General features: G+C 68.4%; 16 protein-coding genes and 4 tRNA genes. 9 read left to right on the top strand and 11 right to left on the bottom strand.

Features of this window, described 5'->3' with window-relative positions; translation table 11 throughout:
* Window positions 1-7: 7 nt before the first annotated feature.
* The 7 genes from secE to ACGF7Y_RS13440 form a co-directional block, all read right to left on the bottom strand.
* Window positions 8-406 carry a preprotein translocase subunit SecE gene (secE, locus tag ACGF7Y_RS13470; RefSeq protein ID WP_393233030.1) on the bottom strand — a complete coding sequence of 133 codons (399 nt, stop codon included), beginning with the start codon at window positions 404-406 and terminating at the stop codon, window positions 8-10.
* 108 nt (window positions 407-514) lie between these two features.
* Window positions 515-587, bottom strand: a tRNA-Trp gene (locus ACGF7Y_RS13465).
* 221 nt (window positions 588-808) lie between these two features.
* A complete protein-coding gene (locus ACGF7Y_RS13460) occupies window positions 809-1,876 on the bottom strand; it encodes a fused (3R)-hydroxyacyl-ACP dehydratase subunits HadA/HadB (protein ID WP_393233178.1) in 1,068 nt (355 codons plus the stop codon).
* A 183-nt stretch (window positions 1,877-2,059) separates the two neighbouring features.
* Window positions 2,060-2,230: a 50S ribosomal protein L33 gene (gene rpmG, locus ACGF7Y_RS13455; protein ID WP_011211653.1), complete on the bottom strand. Its 171-nt coding sequence runs from the start codon at window positions 2,228-2,230 to the stop codon at window positions 2,060-2,062.
* Between the two features lie 43 nt (window positions 2,231-2,273).
* Window positions 2,274-2,349, bottom strand: a tRNA-Met gene (locus ACGF7Y_RS13450).
* 76 nt (window positions 2,350-2,425) lie between these two features.
* Window positions 2,426-2,498 (bottom strand) — tRNA-Thr (locus tag ACGF7Y_RS13445).
* A 639-nt stretch (window positions 2,499-3,137) separates the two neighbouring features.
* Window positions 3,138-3,220, bottom strand: a tRNA-Tyr gene (locus ACGF7Y_RS13440).
* A 174-nt stretch (window positions 3,221-3,394) separates the two neighbouring features.
* Between ACGF7Y_RS13440 and ACGF7Y_RS13435 the strand changes: the two genes are divergently transcribed.
* Window positions 3,395-3,886, top strand: coding sequence for a YajQ family cyclic di-GMP-binding protein (locus tag ACGF7Y_RS13435; protein ID WP_062968288.1), 492 nt, complete (start codon window positions 3,395-3,397; stop codon window positions 3,884-3,886).
* Here the strand turns inward: ACGF7Y_RS13435 and ACGF7Y_RS13430 are convergent.
* Window positions 3,877-4,902: a nitroreductase/quinone reductase family protein gene (locus tag ACGF7Y_RS13430; protein WP_393233027.1), complete on the bottom strand. Its 1,026-nt coding sequence runs from the start codon at window positions 4,900-4,902 to the stop codon at window positions 3,877-3,879. The genes ACGF7Y_RS13435 and ACGF7Y_RS13430 overlap by 10 nt on opposite strands.
* Window positions 4,903-5,025: 123 nt before the next feature.
* Between ACGF7Y_RS13430 and ACGF7Y_RS13425 the strand changes: the two genes are divergently transcribed.
* Window positions 5,026-5,490, top strand: a complete 465-nt coding sequence (locus ACGF7Y_RS13425) for a MarR family winged helix-turn-helix transcriptional regulator (protein WP_357963287.1) — start codon at window positions 5,026-5,028, stop codon at window positions 5,488-5,490.
* 12 nt (window positions 5,491-5,502) lie between these two features.
* On the opposite strand, the gene htpX is transcribed toward ACGF7Y_RS13425, so the two are convergent.
* Both htpX and ACGF7Y_RS13415 read right to left on the bottom strand, forming a co-directional pair.
* Window positions 5,503-6,384, bottom strand: coding sequence for a zinc metalloprotease HtpX (gene htpX / locus ACGF7Y_RS13420; RefSeq protein WP_357963289.1), 882 nt, complete (start codon window positions 6,382-6,384; stop codon window positions 5,503-5,505).
* Between the two features lie 108 nt (window positions 6,385-6,492).
* Window positions 6,493-7,533, bottom strand: a complete 1,041-nt coding sequence (locus ACGF7Y_RS13415) for a polyprenyl synthetase family protein (RefSeq protein WP_393233177.1) — start codon at window positions 7,531-7,533, stop codon at window positions 6,493-6,495.
* Between the two features lie 223 nt (window positions 7,534-7,756).
* Here ACGF7Y_RS13415 and ACGF7Y_RS13410 point away from each other — a divergent pair, with 223 nt between their 5' ends.
* The 3 genes from ACGF7Y_RS13410 to ACGF7Y_RS13400 are packed head-to-tail and all read left to right on the top strand — an operon-like array spanning window position 7,757 to window position 9,964.
* Window positions 7,757-9,025 carry a geranylgeranyl reductase family protein gene (locus ACGF7Y_RS13410; RefSeq protein WP_393233024.1) on the top strand — a complete coding sequence of 423 codons (1,269 nt, stop codon included), beginning with the start codon at window positions 7,757-7,759 and terminating at the stop codon, window positions 9,023-9,025.
* Window positions 9,026-9,039: 14 nt separating this feature from the next.
* Window positions 9,040-9,468: a helix-turn-helix transcriptional regulator gene (locus ACGF7Y_RS13405; protein WP_393233022.1), complete on the top strand. Its 429-nt coding sequence runs from the start codon at window positions 9,040-9,042 to the stop codon at window positions 9,466-9,468.
* Window positions 9,469-9,526: 58 nt separating this feature from the next.
* Window positions 9,527-9,964 carry a VOC family protein gene (locus ACGF7Y_RS13400; protein ID WP_393233019.1) on the top strand — a complete coding sequence of 146 codons (438 nt, stop codon included), beginning with the start codon at window positions 9,527-9,529 and terminating at the stop codon, window positions 9,962-9,964.
* Between the two features lie 45 nt (window positions 9,965-10,009).
* On the opposite strand, the gene ACGF7Y_RS13395 is transcribed toward ACGF7Y_RS13400, so the two are convergent.
* Window positions 10,010-10,516, bottom strand: a complete 507-nt coding sequence (locus ACGF7Y_RS13395) for a DUF2505 domain-containing protein (protein ID WP_393233016.1) — start codon at window positions 10,514-10,516, stop codon at window positions 10,010-10,012.
* 39 nt (window positions 10,517-10,555) lie between these two features.
* Between ACGF7Y_RS13395 and ACGF7Y_RS13390 the strand changes: the two genes are divergently transcribed.
* From ACGF7Y_RS13390 to ACGF7Y_RS13375, 4 genes are all read left to right on the top strand, one after another.
* A complete protein-coding gene (locus ACGF7Y_RS13390) occupies window positions 10,556-11,011 on the top strand; it encodes a DUF3592 domain-containing protein (RefSeq protein ID WP_083864084.1) in 456 nt (151 codons plus the stop codon).
* An 88-nt stretch (window positions 11,012-11,099) separates the two neighbouring features.
* Window positions 11,100-12,242: a glycosyltransferase family 4 protein gene (locus ACGF7Y_RS13385; protein ID WP_393233013.1), complete on the top strand. Its 1,143-nt coding sequence runs from the start codon at window positions 11,100-11,102 to the stop codon at window positions 12,240-12,242.
* Window positions 12,243-12,316: 74 nt separating this feature from the next.
* Window positions 12,317-13,021 (top strand): demethylmenaquinone methyltransferase, encoded by a 705-nt coding sequence (locus ACGF7Y_RS13380; protein WP_393233010.1) that lies wholly within the window; start codon window positions 12,317-12,319, stop codon window positions 13,019-13,021.
* A 114-nt stretch (window positions 13,022-13,135) separates the two neighbouring features.
* Window positions 13,136-17,326, top strand: a complete 4,191-nt coding sequence (locus ACGF7Y_RS13375) for a molybdopterin-dependent oxidoreductase (RefSeq protein WP_393233008.1) — start codon at window positions 13,136-13,138, stop codon at window positions 17,324-17,326.
* Window positions 17,327-17,610 lie beyond the last annotated feature (284 nt).

The raw sequence follows: 17,610 nt of genomic DNA, 5'->3' as shown, positions 1-17,610 counted from the left end.
CGTTCAGCTAGCCGAACAGCCAGTTGACACCCTTGATGAACGCCAGATCCAACCCGCTGATGTACGCGACCATGAAAATCACGAACACCAGAACAACGCTCGTATAGGTGACCATCTGCTTCCGGTTGGGCCAGATCACCTTGCGCAGTTCCGCGATGACCTCACGCAGGAACTTGAGCAAACGCTTGAACGGATTACCCGTCGTCTTGCGTTCGGCCCGATCGGTCGTCTTGGCTGCCTTCCGCGACGGACGGTCGAGCGTGGCGACAGTGCCCGTATCGACCTGCGAGGACGCAGCGCGGGTCCGCCGGGCGGAACGCTTTCCGCTCGGTCGTGTCGCTGCGGCGGTGTCGTCGCCGTCGTCGGCGGCATGTGCGCCGCGGCGAGTGTCCCGCTCGTCGCTCACGCCTTCTCCTCGCTGCGCTCGGTGCCGCCGTGCGCGATGCGCGCTGTGCCAATGGCTCGCTCGCTACGCTCGCTCACGTCGGTCCTCTCTCGTCGCTGGCATCCAGGGCAGGGGCGACAGGACTTGAACCTGCAACCTGCGGTTTTGGAGACCGCTGCTCTGCCAGTTGAGCTACGCCCCTTTGGTCGGACGGTGTTGGCTGTCCAACCACTGTTCGATATTCAGTTGTTCCCTGGTGTCACACAACACGCGCGCCACTCCGGTAGTTGCCGGCCCCTTGGACGATCCTCGCGGACCGCCTGGAACCAGCCCCTCAGAGCAGCGCGCAGCGGCTGGCGACCCCAGAAACCTGAGTGTACGTTACCGTGCGCGGCATTAGCCAATCCGGGTCGCTGTCCCTGGTCAGGCCAGTTGCACGGTCGCGGTGGCGCGGCCGAAGATCTTCTTGCCCGCCGCCTTCGCCACGATGGCCACGACCGCGGTCCTGGTCTCCGGATCGACCGATTTCACCTTACCGGTGTACTCGATCTCGGCGGCCTCGTCGGAGCCCACGTAGACCGGGCTGGTGAAGCGGACGTTGTACTCCTTGATCGCGCCGGGGTCGCCGAGCCACGAGGTGACGAATCCGCCGCCTAGGCCCATGGTGAGCATGCCGTGCGCCACGACGTTGTCCAGGCCGACCAGCTTCACGACCTCGTCGCTCCAGTGGATCGGGTTGGCGTCGCCGGAGACGCCCGCGTAGTTCACCAGATCACCGCGGGTGAGCCGGACGATGCGCGCGGGCAGTTCGTCGCCGACGGAGACGTCCTCGAAGCGGATGGCGTGCTTCGTGCGCACCCCGTCCGCGGGCGGCACGACCGGAGTCGGTGCCTCGGTCACCGCGAGCGCGCTGCGCGGGCGATGCCCCGGCGCGTCCTCGCCGATGCCGTGCATGAGCACGTTGCGGACGGCGGCGTTGAGGTTCGGGTCGATGTCGCCGCCGCTGCGTCCGACGAGGGTGGTGTAGGTGGTGAGCACCAGTTCGTCGTTCTGCGCGGTGACGATGTTCTTGGTCACCATGATGTCGCCGCCGAAGGCCTGCCGGAACGAGTGCAGGTGGACATCGCAGGTGAGCTGGTCGCCGACCTTGATCGGGCGATGGAATTCCAGGATCTGGTCGGTCTGCATGATCTGGCTGAGGTCGTAACCGGTGACGACCTCTTCGAACAATTTGCGCTGCGCGAGAATCCCGACCAGGGAGATGAAGGTGACCGGCGCGAGCAGGTTGTCGTACCCGTACTCCTGCGCCGCGTCCTCGTCCCAGTGCACCGGGTGGTAGTCCTGCACGGCGCGGGCGTACTCACGCACCTTTTCGCGGCCGACCTCGTAGTAGTCGTCGACGCGGTAGTGGTGACCGACCATCGCCGCGGCGTTCGCCGCGGGGTCGAGCTCCTCGCCCGTCTGGACCGCTTCGTCTGTACCGGTGTTGATTGTCACGGGAGGACTGTACCTATCTGACCCCGTCACCCGGAGTCTGCGGAGCGCTCACCACCGCACCCACACCGTGAAAATGCGTCAGGGCCGGACAGTTGTCCGGCCCTCGCGGTGCCACGGCCCGAGATACCGGGATGCGACTCCCGGCGCTACACCACGCGGTAGTTCACGCGTGGAGGGCTAGCGGGATTCGCGGTGCGCCCGGTGCGTGCCGCAGTTCGGGCAGAACTTCTTCAGCTCCAGCCGGTCCGGGTCGTTGCGCCGGTTCTTCTTGGTGATGTAGTTGCGGTGCTTGCACTGCTCGCAGGCCAAGGTGATCTTTGGCCGGACATCGGTGGACTTCGCGGCCACGATATGCCTTCTTTCCGGTACCTGATGGTCTTGTATCGGGTTGTGGTAGCGATGGCCGGACTTGAACCGGCGACACAACGATTATGAGTCGTTTGCTCTACCGACTGAGCTACACCGCCACGGCGTCGCATTGCCATGGTGCCGAGCCCGCACTACGGGAGCGATGCCGAGTCGGTCACCACCGGCAATCCGGCGAGCCCCCTAACGGAATCGAACCGTTGACCTTTTCCTTACCATGGAAACGCTCTGCCGACTGAGCTAAGGGGGCATGACTACTTGCGCACCGAGTCCGAAATACTCGACCTCAGCGCGGTGAAGTCTTGAACGAGGTTACACACTCACCGGTCTTCGCACCAAACCGTGTGGTCAGAGGGGTGTTTTACTGCGCAGTCGCAGCACTTCGAGGCGCCTTGACGGCCCATTCGGGAGTAACGCCCGCTCGCGATACAAGGCCCGTTCCCATGCGGACCCGGCCACTGCGACGCAAACATCGGCCACTAGGCGATCGCAAAGAACCGCGCTGCGTGTGGGCACGAGATGCGTCCCTACGTCGACCCGACAACGCGGCGGCCTCGAACGAACATGCCATGGGTCTTCGACCGAGCAACTGCCGGTTCGAGGCCGGCATCGAAGCGGCGGGCCGACGAGGAGACGACCGAAGCGACCGCCGAATCGGGGGTGAGGCAGAGCCGGCGGCACCGACACGCGAATCGGCTCGATGAGGACGTCGGTCATCGACGCGCCTGGGTGAACGAGCAACGAAACACCTGTGACCAACGCAACCACTGGAAGGGGGTCCGGGGGGCGAAGCCCCGCCGGGCGGGGCGTGGGGTCGCACCCCCACAAGACATTACGAAGCGAGCCCTGTACGCAGATTCTGCGTACAGGGCTCGCCTGGTGAGCGGAGTGGCAGGTGTAGGATTCGAACCTACGTAGGCTTTCACCGACAGATTTACAGTCTGCTCCCATTGGCCGCTCGGGCAACCTGCCGTTCGCGCATTGTTTCACGCGCTGAGCAGAATACATCGAACCCGCACCCTGAATGCAAACCGGCTGGCTATCGGCCCTGCGACGCGACTACCCTCGGGGCTCCGGGTAGAACTGACGATGGCTGGAAGCGTCCCGCTCAGCTCACCCGTCGGACCGTCAGAACAGGAGCGCAGCGTGGCTGATTCGTCTTTCGATGTTGTGAGCAAGGTCGACCGGCAGGAGGTCGACAACGCCCTGCATCAGGCGGAGAAGGAACTCGGCACCCGCTACGACTTCCGCGGCACCGGCGCGTCGATCGAATGGTCCGGCGAGGACAAGATCGTGCTCACCGCGGAGGCGGAGGAGCGCGTCAAGGCCGCGCTCGAGGTGTTCAAGGAGAAACTGATCCGCCGCGACATCTCGCTGAAGGCGTTCGACGCGGGCGAGCCGGTCTCCTCCGGCAAGGTGTACAAGATCACCGGCTCGCTGGTGCAGGGCATCGATTCCGAGCACGCGAAGAAGATCTCCAAGAAGATCCGGGACGAGGGCCCCAAGGGTGTGAAGGCGCAGATCCAGGGCGACGAGCTGCGGGTGAGCAGCAAGAAGCGCGACGATCTCCAAGCGGTGATCGCGCTGCTGAAGGGCGAGGATTTCGGGATCGCGCTGCAGTTCGTCAACTACCGCTGACCGGGCCGCAGGGCGGCCGGGTCGGTCGCGTTCAGCGTGTCCAGGAGCGTGTTCTCCTCGTAGGTGAAGTGGGTTTCCAATTCCGTCGCGAGGCGGTCGAATTCGGAGAGCAGGCGCGCCGGGTCGCCCGGTTCCGCGGCGTGGAGGAGCGTCCGCAGCTCGGTCAACGCGCCCGCGACCACACCGTGCTCGCGATTCAGCCGGTCGATCACCGGCACGAGTTCGGGGTGCAGCCGGGCCAGGGCAGGGAAGACGCCGTCCTCGCCGGTGTGATGTTCGCCGAGCGCGCCGCAGAACGCGAGACAATGGGTGCGCAGCTCCTGCGGCAGGGCCGGCTTGCCCACCCCGTCCGGCGCGCGTACGTGCTGCTCGAGGCCCATTCGGACGGTGGCGAGATCGCGGCGCAGCTGGGCATGGACGTGACGGAGGTGGTCGCCGATCGCCGCCGCGCGCTGTTGCCCGGGCGCGGCCGCGTCGGGCGAGCCGGCCAGGGCCGTCGCACCCCCGACACCCGCCGCCGCGGTGGCGGTCGCACCCACTCCCGCCAGAAAGCGGCGCCGGCCCAGCCCGGCACGTGTCACCCGCTCCACCGCGACCACGGGAATAGTCCGATCGGTCGCCGCCTGATAGGCGGCGAAGGCCGGATCGTCGCTCGCTTGCGCGGCGTAGTGACGGTCCCGCTCCGCGCCCTGCAGAATTCGGGCGTCGGCCGCGTAGGTCTCGATCCGCTCCCCCGCCCTGATCTCCACGGTGACCTCCGGATTCGCCCGCACATTGTGGACCCAGGCGGGATGAATGTCCGCGCCCGCGTTGGATCCGAACACCAGCACACGAGCACCGTCGCGGCGGTAGACGACCGGCACGGTGTGCCCGCGTCCGGTTCTCGCTCCGACGGTGGTGAGCAGTAGCAGCGACGCCCCTTCGAACATCCCGCCGACTTCGCCCCCGTTCGCGCGGAACTCCGCGATGATCGCCCGGTTGAACTCTCCCGGCTGGATCCGCTCCGGATCGGTCATGTCCACGCCCCTTCCACGGCGCGCCGCACACCGCGACCGCCGGTTATAGCCTGATGACGAGAGTGAGTTTTGCTTTGCAAGCAAAACTGTTTTGCAAACAAAGGCTATTGAGAGGCGGTCGGCATGTCAACCGAGGAGCGGAACGGGCTCGGCGTGGACGACGGCATCCGCATGCTGCTGCTGCTCATGCCGCGTGTCGTCGGACGGGCCAAGAAACTGGGCGTTCCCAAGGAGCTGGAATCGTTCTCGCTGGCGCCTCGGCACCTGTCGCTGCTGGCCAATCTGGTGTTCGACGGACCGACCACGGTGACGGATCTGGCCGCCCGCCTCGAGGTGGCGCCCACGACGGTGAGCTTGATGGTCGGCGAACTCAGCAAGCAGGGTGTGCTCGAGCGCGGCGCGGATCCGGACGACCGCAGACGCACCATCGTCGCCATCGCACCGGCGCACGAGAAGTCCGTGCGCAAATGGCTGGGGCGCAGTGCCCGAGCCTGGCGTACGGTCCTCGAGCCGCTCACCGCGCAGCAGCGGAAGTTGTTCGTCGATACGTTTCGCGCGTACGAAGACCAGCTGGCCTCGGACGACTGACGCTGCCGGGACTCAGTACCGGCGCGGGCCGCCTGCCATCTCCTCCAGCCGGGCGATGCGTTCGTTCATCGGCGGATGGGTGGAGAACCAGCGGGCGACCTTCTCGCCCGGACGGAACGGGTTGGCGATCATCAGATGCGACTGCGCCGCCAGCCGGGGCTCGGGCGGGAGCGGGGCGGTGTGCACGCCGCGTTCGATCTTCCGCAGCGCCGACGCCAGCGCCAGCGGGTCGCCGGTCAGTTCGGCGCCGGACTGGTCGGCCTGGAATTCGCGCGAGCGCGAGACGGCCAGCTTGATCAGCGACGCGGCGATCGGACCGAGCAGCGACACCAGCAGCACGGCGAGCACGTTCGGGCCCTCGCCGTTGCGGTTGCCGCCGAACATCGACATGTACACCGCCAGGTTCGCCACGCCCGAGATGACGGCTGCGAGCGCGCCCGCGATCGAGGAAATGAGGATGTCGCGGTTGTAGACGTGGGAGAGTTCGTGCCCGAGCACGGCCCGCAGTTCTCGTTCGTCGAGAATCTGCAGGATGCCGCTGGTGCAACAGACAGCGGCGCGGCGGGGATTGCGTCCGGTGGCGAAGGCGTTGGGCGCGTTCGTCGGGCTGATGTACAGCCGGGGCATCGGCTGCCGCGCGATGGTGGCCAGCTCACGCACGATCCGGTACATGACCGGGGCTTCCAGCTCGCTGACCGGCTGCGCGTGCATGGCCTTCAACGCGATCTTGTCGCTGTTGAAGTACGCGTAGGCGTTCATGCCCACCGCGAGCACGATCGCCACGACGAGGATCGTCGGGTTGCGGAACAGCGCACCGATGAACACGATCATGGCGGAAAGGCCCACCATCAGCCCGAAGGTTTTCAGCCCGTTCGCAAACCCGTGCCCGTGCATACGTCTCCCTTGCCGCTCCCCCGTTCACCGAGTCGCCTTACAGCAGCTCAACGATAGAAGCCGCGAGCAAAGTTCCGGTGCGGCCCGCGCCGCGCCGACAACGCACCCTCACCCCACGCGTTCGATGGTGTAGCGGACCAGCCGCTCGAGCGCGTCGTTGGCCGGGCCGTCGGGCAGGGCGGACAGCTCGGCGTAGGCGAGGTCGGCATAGCCCTGGAGTTTCTCCTTGGCCAGCGCCATGCCGCGGGAGTCGGCGAGCAAGGCGAGTGCCTCTTCGACCTCGTCGTCGGTTTCCAGCGGACGGGCCAGCAGCTTGCGCAGGCGGTCGCCGTCGGCGCCCTCCTCGCGCAGCGCGAACAGCACCGGCAGGGTGTGCACACCCTCACGCAGGTCGGTGCCGGGGGTCTTGCCCGATTGCTCGGACGCGGAGGAGATGTCGATGATGTCGTCGGAGATCTGGAAGGCGGTGCCGACCGCGTCGCCGAGGCGGGCCAGCCGTTCGACGTGCTCCGCGTCCGCGCCCGAGAAGGTGCCGCCGAAACGCCCGGCCGCGGCGATGAGCGAGCCGGTCTTCTCCCACACCACGCGCAGGTAGTGCTCGACCGGGTCCTGGGATTCGCGGGCGCCCATGGTCTCGCGCATCTGACCGGTGACGAGTTCGGCGAAGGTCTCGGCGATGATGCGCACAGCGTCGGGGCCGAGGGTGGAGGTGAGCCGGGACGCGTGCGCGAACAGATAGTCGCCCGCGAGGATGGCGATGTTGTTCCCCCACCGCGAGTTGACGCTCGGGGCGCCGCGGCGCATGGTGGCCTCGTCCATCACGTCGTCGTGGTACAGCGTGGCCAGGTGCACGAGTTCGACGACGGTGCCCGCGGTGATCAGGGCGGGATCGGTGGGGTGCGGGCCGAGCTGTCCGGTGAGGATGGTGAAGAGCGGACGGAAGCGCTTGCCGCCGGCCCTGGCCAGGTGCAGCGCGGCCTCCTGGAGGAATTCCGCACCGTCGGACAGCTCCTCGACCAGGAGTTTCTCCACTTCGGCCAGGCCGTCGCGCACCGTGTCGGCTAGCTTGACGTCACCGAGGTCGACCCCGGCCACGACCGTGCTCACGTCGCCCGCGGCTCCGCTGTGCCCGCCGTGCGCCGCGTCCATGCTTCGCTCGCTGCGCTCGCTCATGGCCGATGTGCTCATTTCTTCTCCCAGCGATGCGTCCGACCCCACGGTAGAGAACCTAGCGTGTCCCCGGCGGATGGCCCATGAACACCGTCACTCTGTGGTGTATCGGCCACTCGCACGTCGCTTCACCGGTGATCATCCACGACGCGAGCGCGGCCGCCGTCGACATGGACGAGACGGCCCTGCGAGTATGGAGCGCATGGGTGCACCGGAAGCGAGTCCCGCGCGCGACGAGGACGCGTTGCCCAGCCGAGCCGAGGTGCTGGTCGTCGGCGCGGGCCCGGCCGGGTCGGCGTCGGCGGCCTGGGCGGCACGGGCGGGACGGGACGTGGTGCTCATCGATTCCGCCGTCTTTCCCAGGGACAAGACCTGCGGCGATGGGCTGACCCCGCGCGCTACCGCCGAACTGGAGCAACTCGGCCTCGGCGAGTGGGTACGCGCGCACGTCGTCAACCACGGCCTCCGGATGACCGGCTTCGGCCGCGAGGCGCTGCTGAGCTGGCCGGGCGGATCCTTCCCGACCTACGGAAGCGCGGTTCCTCGAACCGAACTCGACGACAAACTGCGCGAGACGGCGGTGAAGTCCGGCGCGCGCATGGTGGACGGGACGAAAGTGGTCGACGTCACCCGCGAGGGTGACCGGGTCACGGGCGTGACGGTGCGAACAGCCGACGGCACGCGCACGATCGGCTGCCGGACGCTGGTGGTCGCCGACGGGGTGCGTTCACCGATCGGACGGCTGCTCGGCCGCGTCTGGCATCGGCAGTACGCGTACGGCACCGCCGCGCGGGCCTACATCAAGTCGGGACGCAGCGACGATCAGTGGATCACCTCGCATCTGGAGTTGCGCGACGCCTCCGGCGAGCTGGTTCCCGGCTACGGCTGGGTGTTCCCGCTGGGCAATGGCGAGGTGAACATCGGGGTGGGGTCACTGGCCACGGAACGCCGGCCCTCGCACATCGCTTTGAAGCCCTTGCTGGCGCACTACACCGCGCAGCGCACGGAGGAATGGGAATTCGAGGGCTCGCTGCGCGCGGTGGCCTCGGCCCTGCTGCCGATGGGCGGGGCGGTCTCGAACGTCGCGGGGCGCAACTGGGTGCTGATCGGTGACGCCGCGGGTTGTGTGAACCCGCTCAACGGCGAAGGCATCGATTACGGCTTGGAGGGCGGTCACCTGCTGTCGGAGCTGTTGGACGAGCCCGACTTCACCGTGATCTGGCCGCAGGTGCTGCGCGCCCGCTACGGACGCACGTTCTCGGTGGCCCGGCGGATCGCGGGCCTGGCCACGCACCCGCGCATGGTGCCGCTGGGCGGTCCCCCCGTGATGCGCTCGAAGTATCTGCAGCGCACCGCGGTCCGGGTGATGGGCAACCTGGTGACCGACGAGGACGTCGACCTGACCGCGCGGGCTTGGCGGATGGCGGGCCGGGTGTCGCTGCGTTTCGACGAGCGTCCGCCGTTCGCCTAGGAACGGGTGGCGCGATGGGCGAACAGCGAGCGCGCGGATTGCCCGCGCTATATTTGCTGCCGCATCTGCGCCGAGCCAAGGACGTGGCGGACCGTCACTACGCCGACCCGCTGAATCTGGATGCGCTGGCGGCGGCCGCGGGGGTGTCGAAATACCACTTCCTGCGCGCGTTCGCCGCGGTCTACGGCCTGACCCCCGGCGCGTACCTGGCCGAGCGGCGCATCGAACGCGCCCAGGACCTGCTGCGCGCGACCAATCTCACCGTCACCGAGGTGTGCATGCTGGTCGGGTACAGCAGCCTCGGCTCGTTCAGCGGCAAGTTCCGGCAGCTGGTCGGTGTGACGCCGTCGGAGTACCAGGCGAAGTTCGCCGACGGCGCTCCGCGCATCCCCGGCTGTTTCGTCTTCATGCACGGGCTGTCCGACCGCAAGCCGCCCCGCTGAGCGAACGGCGCAATTTCGGAGAAGCCCGTGGCACGGCGCGGGCCATAGCCTGGCCCGCATGACGACGATTACGAACGTTTCCCTGGTCACGGTGTACGTCACGGACCAGGACGCGGCCAAGGAGTGGTACATCGAAAAGCTGGGGTTCGTGGAGACCGCCGACGTCACCATGGGCGACAACGGTTTCCGCTGGGTGACCATCGCCCACCCCGCGCACCCGGAGCTGGAGATCACGCTGATGATCCCGGGCCCGCCGCTGGACGAGCACTACGCCGAGGCCGTCCGGCGCGCGCTGGCCAACGGCACGCACGGCTCGCTCGGCCTGCGAACCGAGAACTGCCAGAAGACCTTCGAAGAGCTGACCGCCAAGGGGGTGGAGTTCGTCCAGCCGCCCGCCGAGCGGCCCTACGGGACCGAGGCGGTGGTCCGGGACAATTCCGGGAACTGGCTGGTCCTGGTGGAGCGGAAGGAGTACTCACCGCAGGACTTCGCCTAGGACGCGGCGATGTTGCCCCAGCGCCTGCCGGGGCAACACCCGTGGTCAAGCGGTCGGCTTCGCCGACAGCCACTCCTCGATGAATTTGCGCTCGCTGTTGAGCACCCGATGGTGCAACTGCTCGGCGAGCGGCTCGATCGCGCCGCCGACCACGGGCACCTTCACCTGCACGGTGCCCGCGACCTCGATCTCGGAACCTTCCGCGGTGGAACGGATCTCGTAGGAACCGGACATCGCGGTGTTGATGCCACCGGTGGTGGCCTCGAAGGTGCCTTTGGCGACCTCGCCGACCAGCTGCTGCCAGTTGTCGGTGCGGGAGAACGTGAGTTCGCTCTTGAGTACCTTGCGGACCAGCGCGGGTACCTTGTCTTCGGCGGCCTTTTCGGTCATATGGACGCGAATGGTGCCCGCGCCGCCGGGATGCGACACCTCCAGCGTGGCGGTGGGCGCGTCGGCGAAGCGGGCCCGCCAGACGTCGTCGGTGGTGAGTGCCCGGTGGAGATCTTCGACCGGGACTGCGTACGGCACGGTGAAGCTGAATTTTCGGGACATGGCCGCCACCGTAGCCGAGCCGGTCGGTAGCCTGTGGCGGTGTCGGAAACCAGCCAGTCCAACGGGCGGCCGATCCGCCTGCGGCGGGCCAGGATCGGGGTGCTGATCGCCGCGACGGCGGTGAGCGTGCTCGTCGGGCTGCTGGTGCTCGCGGCGTGGCGCAACGACTATCTGATCAGCTCCGACAAGGGCAGCACCACGGCCGAGGTGCTCTCGGCGGGGCGGCTGCGCTCGGCGGTCATGTACGTCACACCGGACGGTGAGACGCACAATCCGAAGGTCGGCGTCCTGTATCCGACGAACCTGACCGCGGGTGAGCGGATTCGCGTGGAATACAGCCGCAGCGATCCCGACCTGGTGCGCGTGGAAGGCCGGGACGTGCGCGTCGCCGTTCCGCCCGCGTTGTCGGTCATCGTGGTGGTGTGGCTGCTCGCGCTGCCCGCACTGTGGTTGCTGTCCCGCGTGAACAGGCGCGGCCCGACGCCGGTGGGTTGATCCGCGCGCCCCGACAGTTCGCCGGATCTTTCCGTGCCCTTCACTTCGGTGTGGCGGGGCGGCGCGGTGCACCGGTCAGGCTGGGAATGTGCGTGTAGCGATCGTCGCGGAGTCGTTTCTGCCGAATATGAACGGCGTCGTCAACTCCGTGCTGCGGGTGCTGGAGCACTTGGACCGGCACGGACACGACGCCCTGATCATCGCGCCCGACACACCGCGCGGGCAGCCTGCCGCGCCGCGGGAGTATCACCGTTTCCGGGTCCACCGAGTCCCCGCGGTCATGGTGCCGAGGATCAGCTCGCTGCCGGTCGGGCTGCCGCAGCCGGGCATCGTCTCGGCCATCGACGACTTCGGCGCCGACGTGGTCCACCTGGCCTCTCCGTTTCTGCTCGGCGCGGGCGGACTGGGGGCGGCGCTGCGGCTGGATCTGCCGACCGTCGCGGTGTACCAGACCGACGTCGCGGGCTTCGCCAAGAGTTACGGGCTCGGGCTGACGAGCCGCGCCGCCTGGGCCTGGACTCGGCGCATCCACGAGGGAGCCACCCGCACGCTCGCGCCGTCCCGGGCGGCGGCGGAGGACTTGGCCCGGCACGGCGTCCCGCGCGTGCACCGGTGGGGGCGCGGCGTCGACATCGCGCGGTTCACGCCCGATGCCCGCTCCGCCGAGCTGCGCGACGCCTGGCTCGCCGGCCGCGACCGCCTGCTGGTGGGCTTCGTGGGGCGGCTCGCGCCGGAGAAGCACGTCGAGCGGCTCGCGGTGCTCGGGACCGACCCGGATGTCCAGTTGGTGATCGTCGGCGACGGGCCGGAACGCAGGCGGCTCGCCCGGCTGATGCCGACCGCGGTGTTCACCGGCGAACTCGGCGGCGACGAGCTGGCACGTGCGTACGCCAGTCTCGACGTCATGGTGCACGCGGGCGAGCACGAGACGTTCTGCCAGGGCGTGCAGGAGGCGCTGGCGTCGGGCGTCCCGGTGATCGGCCCCGACGCGGGCGGGCCACGCGATCTGATCGCCCACTGCCGGAACGGCTATCTTCTTCCGGTGGATCGTTTCGGCGAGTTGCTGCCCAGTGCCGTCGGGGCGTTGCACGATCCGCGCTTGCGGACCCGGTTCGCCGGGGCGGCCAGGAAGTCGGTGCTGTCGCGGACCTGGCCCGCCGTCTGTACCCAGCTGATGGGCCACTACGCCGAGGTGTCGGGCACCCAAATCTCCTTGCCCCATACGGCCTGAACCGCGCTTCAGCGTGACGGAAGTATCCCCGCGCCACGCTCGGTTCGTAACAGACCGCGAGTTAGGGTCTTCGCGTGGCGAAAACGCAATCGAACCGGGCCTCCTTGGACAAGCAGCCGCACGAAGTCGCGGCGATGTTCGACGGCGTCGCCCGGCGATACGACCTGACCAACACCGTGATCTCCGCGGGGCAGGATCGCTACTGGCGCTGGGCGACCCGCAAGGCGCTGGCGCTGCGGCCGGGTGAGCGGCTGCTCGATCTCGCCGCGGGCACGGGTGTATCGACGCTGGAGCTGCAGAAGTCCGGCGCCTGGTGCCTCGCAGCCGACTTCTCCAAGGGCATGCTCAGCGCGGGCCGGTTCCGCGACGTGCCGATGGTGGCGGCCGACGCGATGGCGCTGCCGTTCGCCGACGACTCCTTCGACGCGGTGACCATCTCGTTCGGGCTGCGCAACGTGGCCGACACCGACCTCGCCCTGCGTGAGATGCTGCGGGTCACCAAGCCCGGCGGCAGGCTGGTGGTGTGCGAATTCTCCGCGCCGGTGCTCCCGGTATTCCGCACGGTGTACCTGGAGTATCTGATGAAAGCGCTGCCGAAGGTGGCGCGGGTGGTGAGCAGCAACCCCGACGCCTACGTCTACCTCGCCGAATCCATCACGGAGTGGCCCAATCAGCGCAGGTTGGCGATGCGGATCGCGGCGAACGGGTGGTCGTCGGTGAAGTGGCGCAACCTCACCGGGGGCGTCGTCGCCCTGCACCGGGCCTACAAACTCGACTGAACCGGAGACCCCGGTCACACCTCACCGCCGGATTCGAGCACTGTGAGGTGGAATGTCACCTGGCGATAACGCGGGGTAAATCCCGCGCAATCGGCGGTCCGCATGATCGAAGGCATGTCCGACCCAGTGACCGGCCACAGCGACGGCACCGCCCGAACGGCGTGCTCGTACTGCGGCGTGGGCTGCGGGATCACCGTGACGACCGCCGCGGATGGGGCGGGGAAACCGATGATCGCCAAGGTCAGCGGCGACAAGTTGCACCCGTCCAACGCGGGCAGGCTGTGCACCAAGGGCGCGACGCACGCGGAGCTGATGCGCGCCACCGGACGGATGGAGACCGCCTACCGGCGCTCCGAGCGCGGCCAGGTCCCGGTGCCCTTCCCCGTGGACGAGGCGGTGCACGAGGCGGCCACCCGATTGCGGGCGATCCTGGACGAGCACGGTCCCGACGCGATCGCGCTCTACGTTTCCGGGCAGATGTCGCTGGAGGCGCAGTACCTCGCCACCAAGCTCGCCAAGGGTTACCTGCGCACGGTGCACATCGAGGCGAACTCGCGGCTGTGCATGGCCAGCGCCGGGACCGGGTACAAGCAGTCGCTCGGCGCGGATGGACCGCCCGGCTCCTACGACGACTTCGAACACGCCGACCTGTTCTTCGTGATCGGCGCGAACATGGCCGACTGCCATCCCATCCTGTTCCTGCGGATGGCCGACCGGCTCAAGGCGGGCGCGCGGCTCATCGTGGTCGACCCGCGCCGCACCGAGACCGCCGCGCGCGCCGATCTCTTCCTGCAGATCGCCCCCGGCACGGATCTCGCCCTGTTGAACGGGCTGCTGCACCTGCTGGTCGAGGGCGGGCACATCGATGAGGAGTTCATCGCCGAGCACACCGAGGGCTGGGCGGCGATGCCGGAGTTCCTCGCCGACTATCCGCCGCAGCGGGTGGCCGAGATCACCGGGCTGGCCGAGGCCGACATCCGCACCGCAGCCCAGTGGATCGGCGAAGCAGGCGAATGGATGTCCCTGTGGACGATGGGACTCAACCAGTCCACGCACGGCACCTGGAACACCAACGCGCTGTGCAACCTGCACCTGGCCACGGGCGCCATCTGCCGCCCCGGCAGCGGGCCGTTCTCGCTCACCGGGCAGCCGAACGCGATGGGCGGCCGGGAGATGGGGTACATGGGCCCCGGCCTGCCCGGCCAGCGCAGCGTGCTCTCCGCCGAGGACCGCGCGTTCGCGGAGACCGTGTGGGACGTCGAGCCCGGCACGCTGCGCACCGAAGCCGGGCCCGGCACGGTGGAGATGTTCCGCAACCTGTCCGAAGGCACGATCAAAGCCGCCTGGATCATCTGCACCAATCCCGTCGCCACCGTGTCGAACCGCAAGACCGTGATCGCGGGCCTGGAAGCCGCCGAACTGGTGATCGCCCAGGACGCCTACACCGAGACCGCGACCAACGCCTACGCCGACCTGCTGCTTCCCGCCACGCTGTGGGCGGAAGCCGAGGGGGTGATGGTGAATTCCGAGCGCAACCTCACCCTGATGCGGCAGTCGGTCCCGCCCACCGGCGACGCGCGGCCGGACTGGCGGATCATCGCCGACATCGCCACCGCCATGGGGTTCCCCGGTTTCCGCTTCGCCTCCGGTGCCGAGATCTTCGAGGAGATCAAGCGCTTCGCGAATCCCGCGACCGGCTACGACCTGCGCGGCGTCAACTACGAGGCGCTGCGTGACGGGCCGATGCAGTGGCCGTGCGCCGAGCCGGAGCGCAGGCGCAATCCGATCCGGTACCGCAACGACGGTGTCAGCCAGACGTTGTTCGTCGACGCCCACGGCCACCGGCCCCGACTGGCCTTCGCCACCCCGAGCCGCCGCGCGGTGTTCTGGCCGCGCCCGCACCTGCTGCCCGCGGAGATGCCGGACGACGACTACCCGTTCCTGCTCAACACCGGACGCCTGCAGCACCAGTGGCACACGATGACCAAGACCGGCAGGATCGGCAAGCTGACCAAGCTGACCGGCGCGCCGTTCGTCGAGGTGCACCCGGCCGACGCGGAACGCCTCGGTCTGCGCGAGGGCGACCAGCTCGAGATCGCCTCGCGCCGGGGTCGAGCGGTGCTTCCGGTCCAGGTCAGCGACCGTGTGCGGCCGGGCGATTGCTTCGCGCCGTTCCACTGGAACGACGAGCAGGGCGAATACCTGACCATCAACGCCGTCACCAACGACGCGGTCGATCCGGCCTCGCTGCAACCGGAGTTCAAGGCTTGCGCGGTGGCGCTGCGCAGGGTGGCCGTCGTGCCGCGGCCCGAGACGCCCGCCGCGCTGCCCCCCGCGGAGTCGGCGCATCCGCTGGCGGCCGTACTCGGTCTCGACAGCGGCACCGCCCCCACGCTCAGCGAAACCGAGCGGATCTACCTCAGCGGATACCTGGCCGCGCTGCAGGCGCTTCCGGTGACCGGTCAGCCGGTGCTCCCGGACTCGGCGCCGATGTCCGCACACAGCAGGCTATGGGTCGACGGGTTGCTGGCGGGGATGTATTCCCGCGGTGCGGCGGGCCCGGCGCCCGCGGTGGACGAGGGTGCGGCCGCCCGCGCGATCACCGTGCTGTGGGCCTCGCAAACCGGCACCGCGGAGGAATTCGCGGCCACCGTCTCGGCACACCTCGCCGGGCACGGCTTCACGCCGCGCCTACTGGAGCTGGACTCCTGCGACCTCAGCACGCTTCATGGCGACGTGCTGGTGGTCAGCAGCACGTTCGGCGACGGAGGGCCGCCGGACAACGGAGCCGATTTCTGGGATCGCCTGGCCGACACCGTCGTGCGGCTGACCGGTGTGCGCTACGCGGTATTCGCCCTCGGCGACTCCTCCTATGACGACTTCTGCGGCTACGGTCGCAAACTCGACGAGAAATTCGCCGAACTCGGCGCGACCCGATTGCTTACGCGCGTCGACAGCGAACCCGACTACGAAGACGCGGCACAGCGCTGGCTCGACGACGTGCTCACCGCGTTCGGCGCCGAGGAATCCGGGTCCCCCGCCGATCCGCCGGTGCGCGGCGCAGGCGGCACCGGCCGCGCCACGCCCCGGGGCGGCGGAGTCGCGACGCTGGAAATGCCGAGTGCCGCACCGGCGCTCGGGCGCACCCGCACCGCTTCCGCGCCGTTCACCCGCACCGCGCCGCTGCGTGCCCCGTTGCTGCGCAACGAGTTGCTGTCGACCGGAGGATCGACGAAAGAGGTGCGTCGCTTCGGGTTCGATCTGCGCGGCCTGGACGCCACCTACGAGGTGGGCGACTCCTTGGGCGTCTGGCCGGTGAACAGCGCCGCGCTGGTCACCGAATGGCTGGACGCCACCGGGCTGGATGGTCGCCGCGTGGTCGAGGTCGACGAGCGCGAACTCTCGCTGGCGGAGGCGCTGCGCACGCACTACGACATCACCAAGGTCGGTCAGGATTTGCTCGGCTTCCTCGCCGAGCACAACCACAGCGGCAAACTCGCCAAACTGCTGCGCCGCGACAACCGCAACGAACTGGCGAGTTACCTGTGGGACAGGCAGGCCGTGGACGTGCTGCGCGACTTCCCGATTCGAGCCGATCTGGTGGAGTGGCTCGGCACGCTGAAGAAGCTACAGCCGCGCCAGTATTCGATCTCGTCGAGTCCGCTGGTCAGCCCGGATGAGGTGGAGCTGACCGTCGGCATCGTGCGCTACGGCGATCCGGCCGCCACCGGTTCGGCGGCGCGGCGCGGCGGAGTGTGCTCGACCTTCCTCGCCGATCGGGCGGCCGCCGATTATACCGGCGCGGCGGTGCCGATCTTCCTGCAACGCGCACCGCACTTCCGTCCTCCGGCCGACCCGGCCGCACCGATGATCATGGTGGGCCCGGGCACCGGCATCGCGCCCTTCCGGGGGTTCCTGCACGAGCGCAGGGCCCTCGGCTGCACCGGGCGCAACTGGCTGTTCTTCGGCGATCAGCATGCGGCGCAGAACTTCTACTACCGCGCCGAACTGGAGGACATGTTCCGTTCCGGCTTCCTGACCCGCCTCGACCTGGCCTTCTCCCGGGACCAGCGGGAGCGGATCTACGTGCAGCACCGCATGATCGAACACGGCGCCGAGCTGTGGTCCTGGCTGCGCGATGGCGCCCACTTCTACGTCTGCGGCGACGCGAGCCGCATGGCCAAAGACGTCGACGAGGCCCTCCTGCGGATCGCGCGCATCCACGGCAAGCTCGACGAAGACGGCGCACTGGCCTTCAAGAAGCAGCTCGTCGCCGAAAGGCGCTACGTCCGCGACGTCTACTGACGGCCCACAACAGCCATTCCACACCGCGCACATCGTTCAGTGATCGCGATCACAATACGGAACCGGACGCTGCCAAGCGCCGTCGAACTCTCTGATCGAACCCGAAGGTCGGATGGAGCAGCAAACGTCGAACGAGCCATCTTCTACGGCGCCGCCGGTTCTGATCTGCACGTCACCGAATAAATGGGTGTCCATCGGCACAATCAGGGGCTCCCATGAACACTCGCGCTTCGCTCACCGTTAGCGCCGTCGCTATCGCCGTGGCGGGCTTCATCAATGCATCT

The organism is Nocardia sp. NPDC047654, assembly GCF_043205035.1.
Lineage (GTDB): Bacteria > Actinomycetota > Actinomycetes > Mycobacteriales > Mycobacteriaceae > Nocardia.
This window is presented reverse-complemented; position numbering and strand designations above follow the sequence as displayed.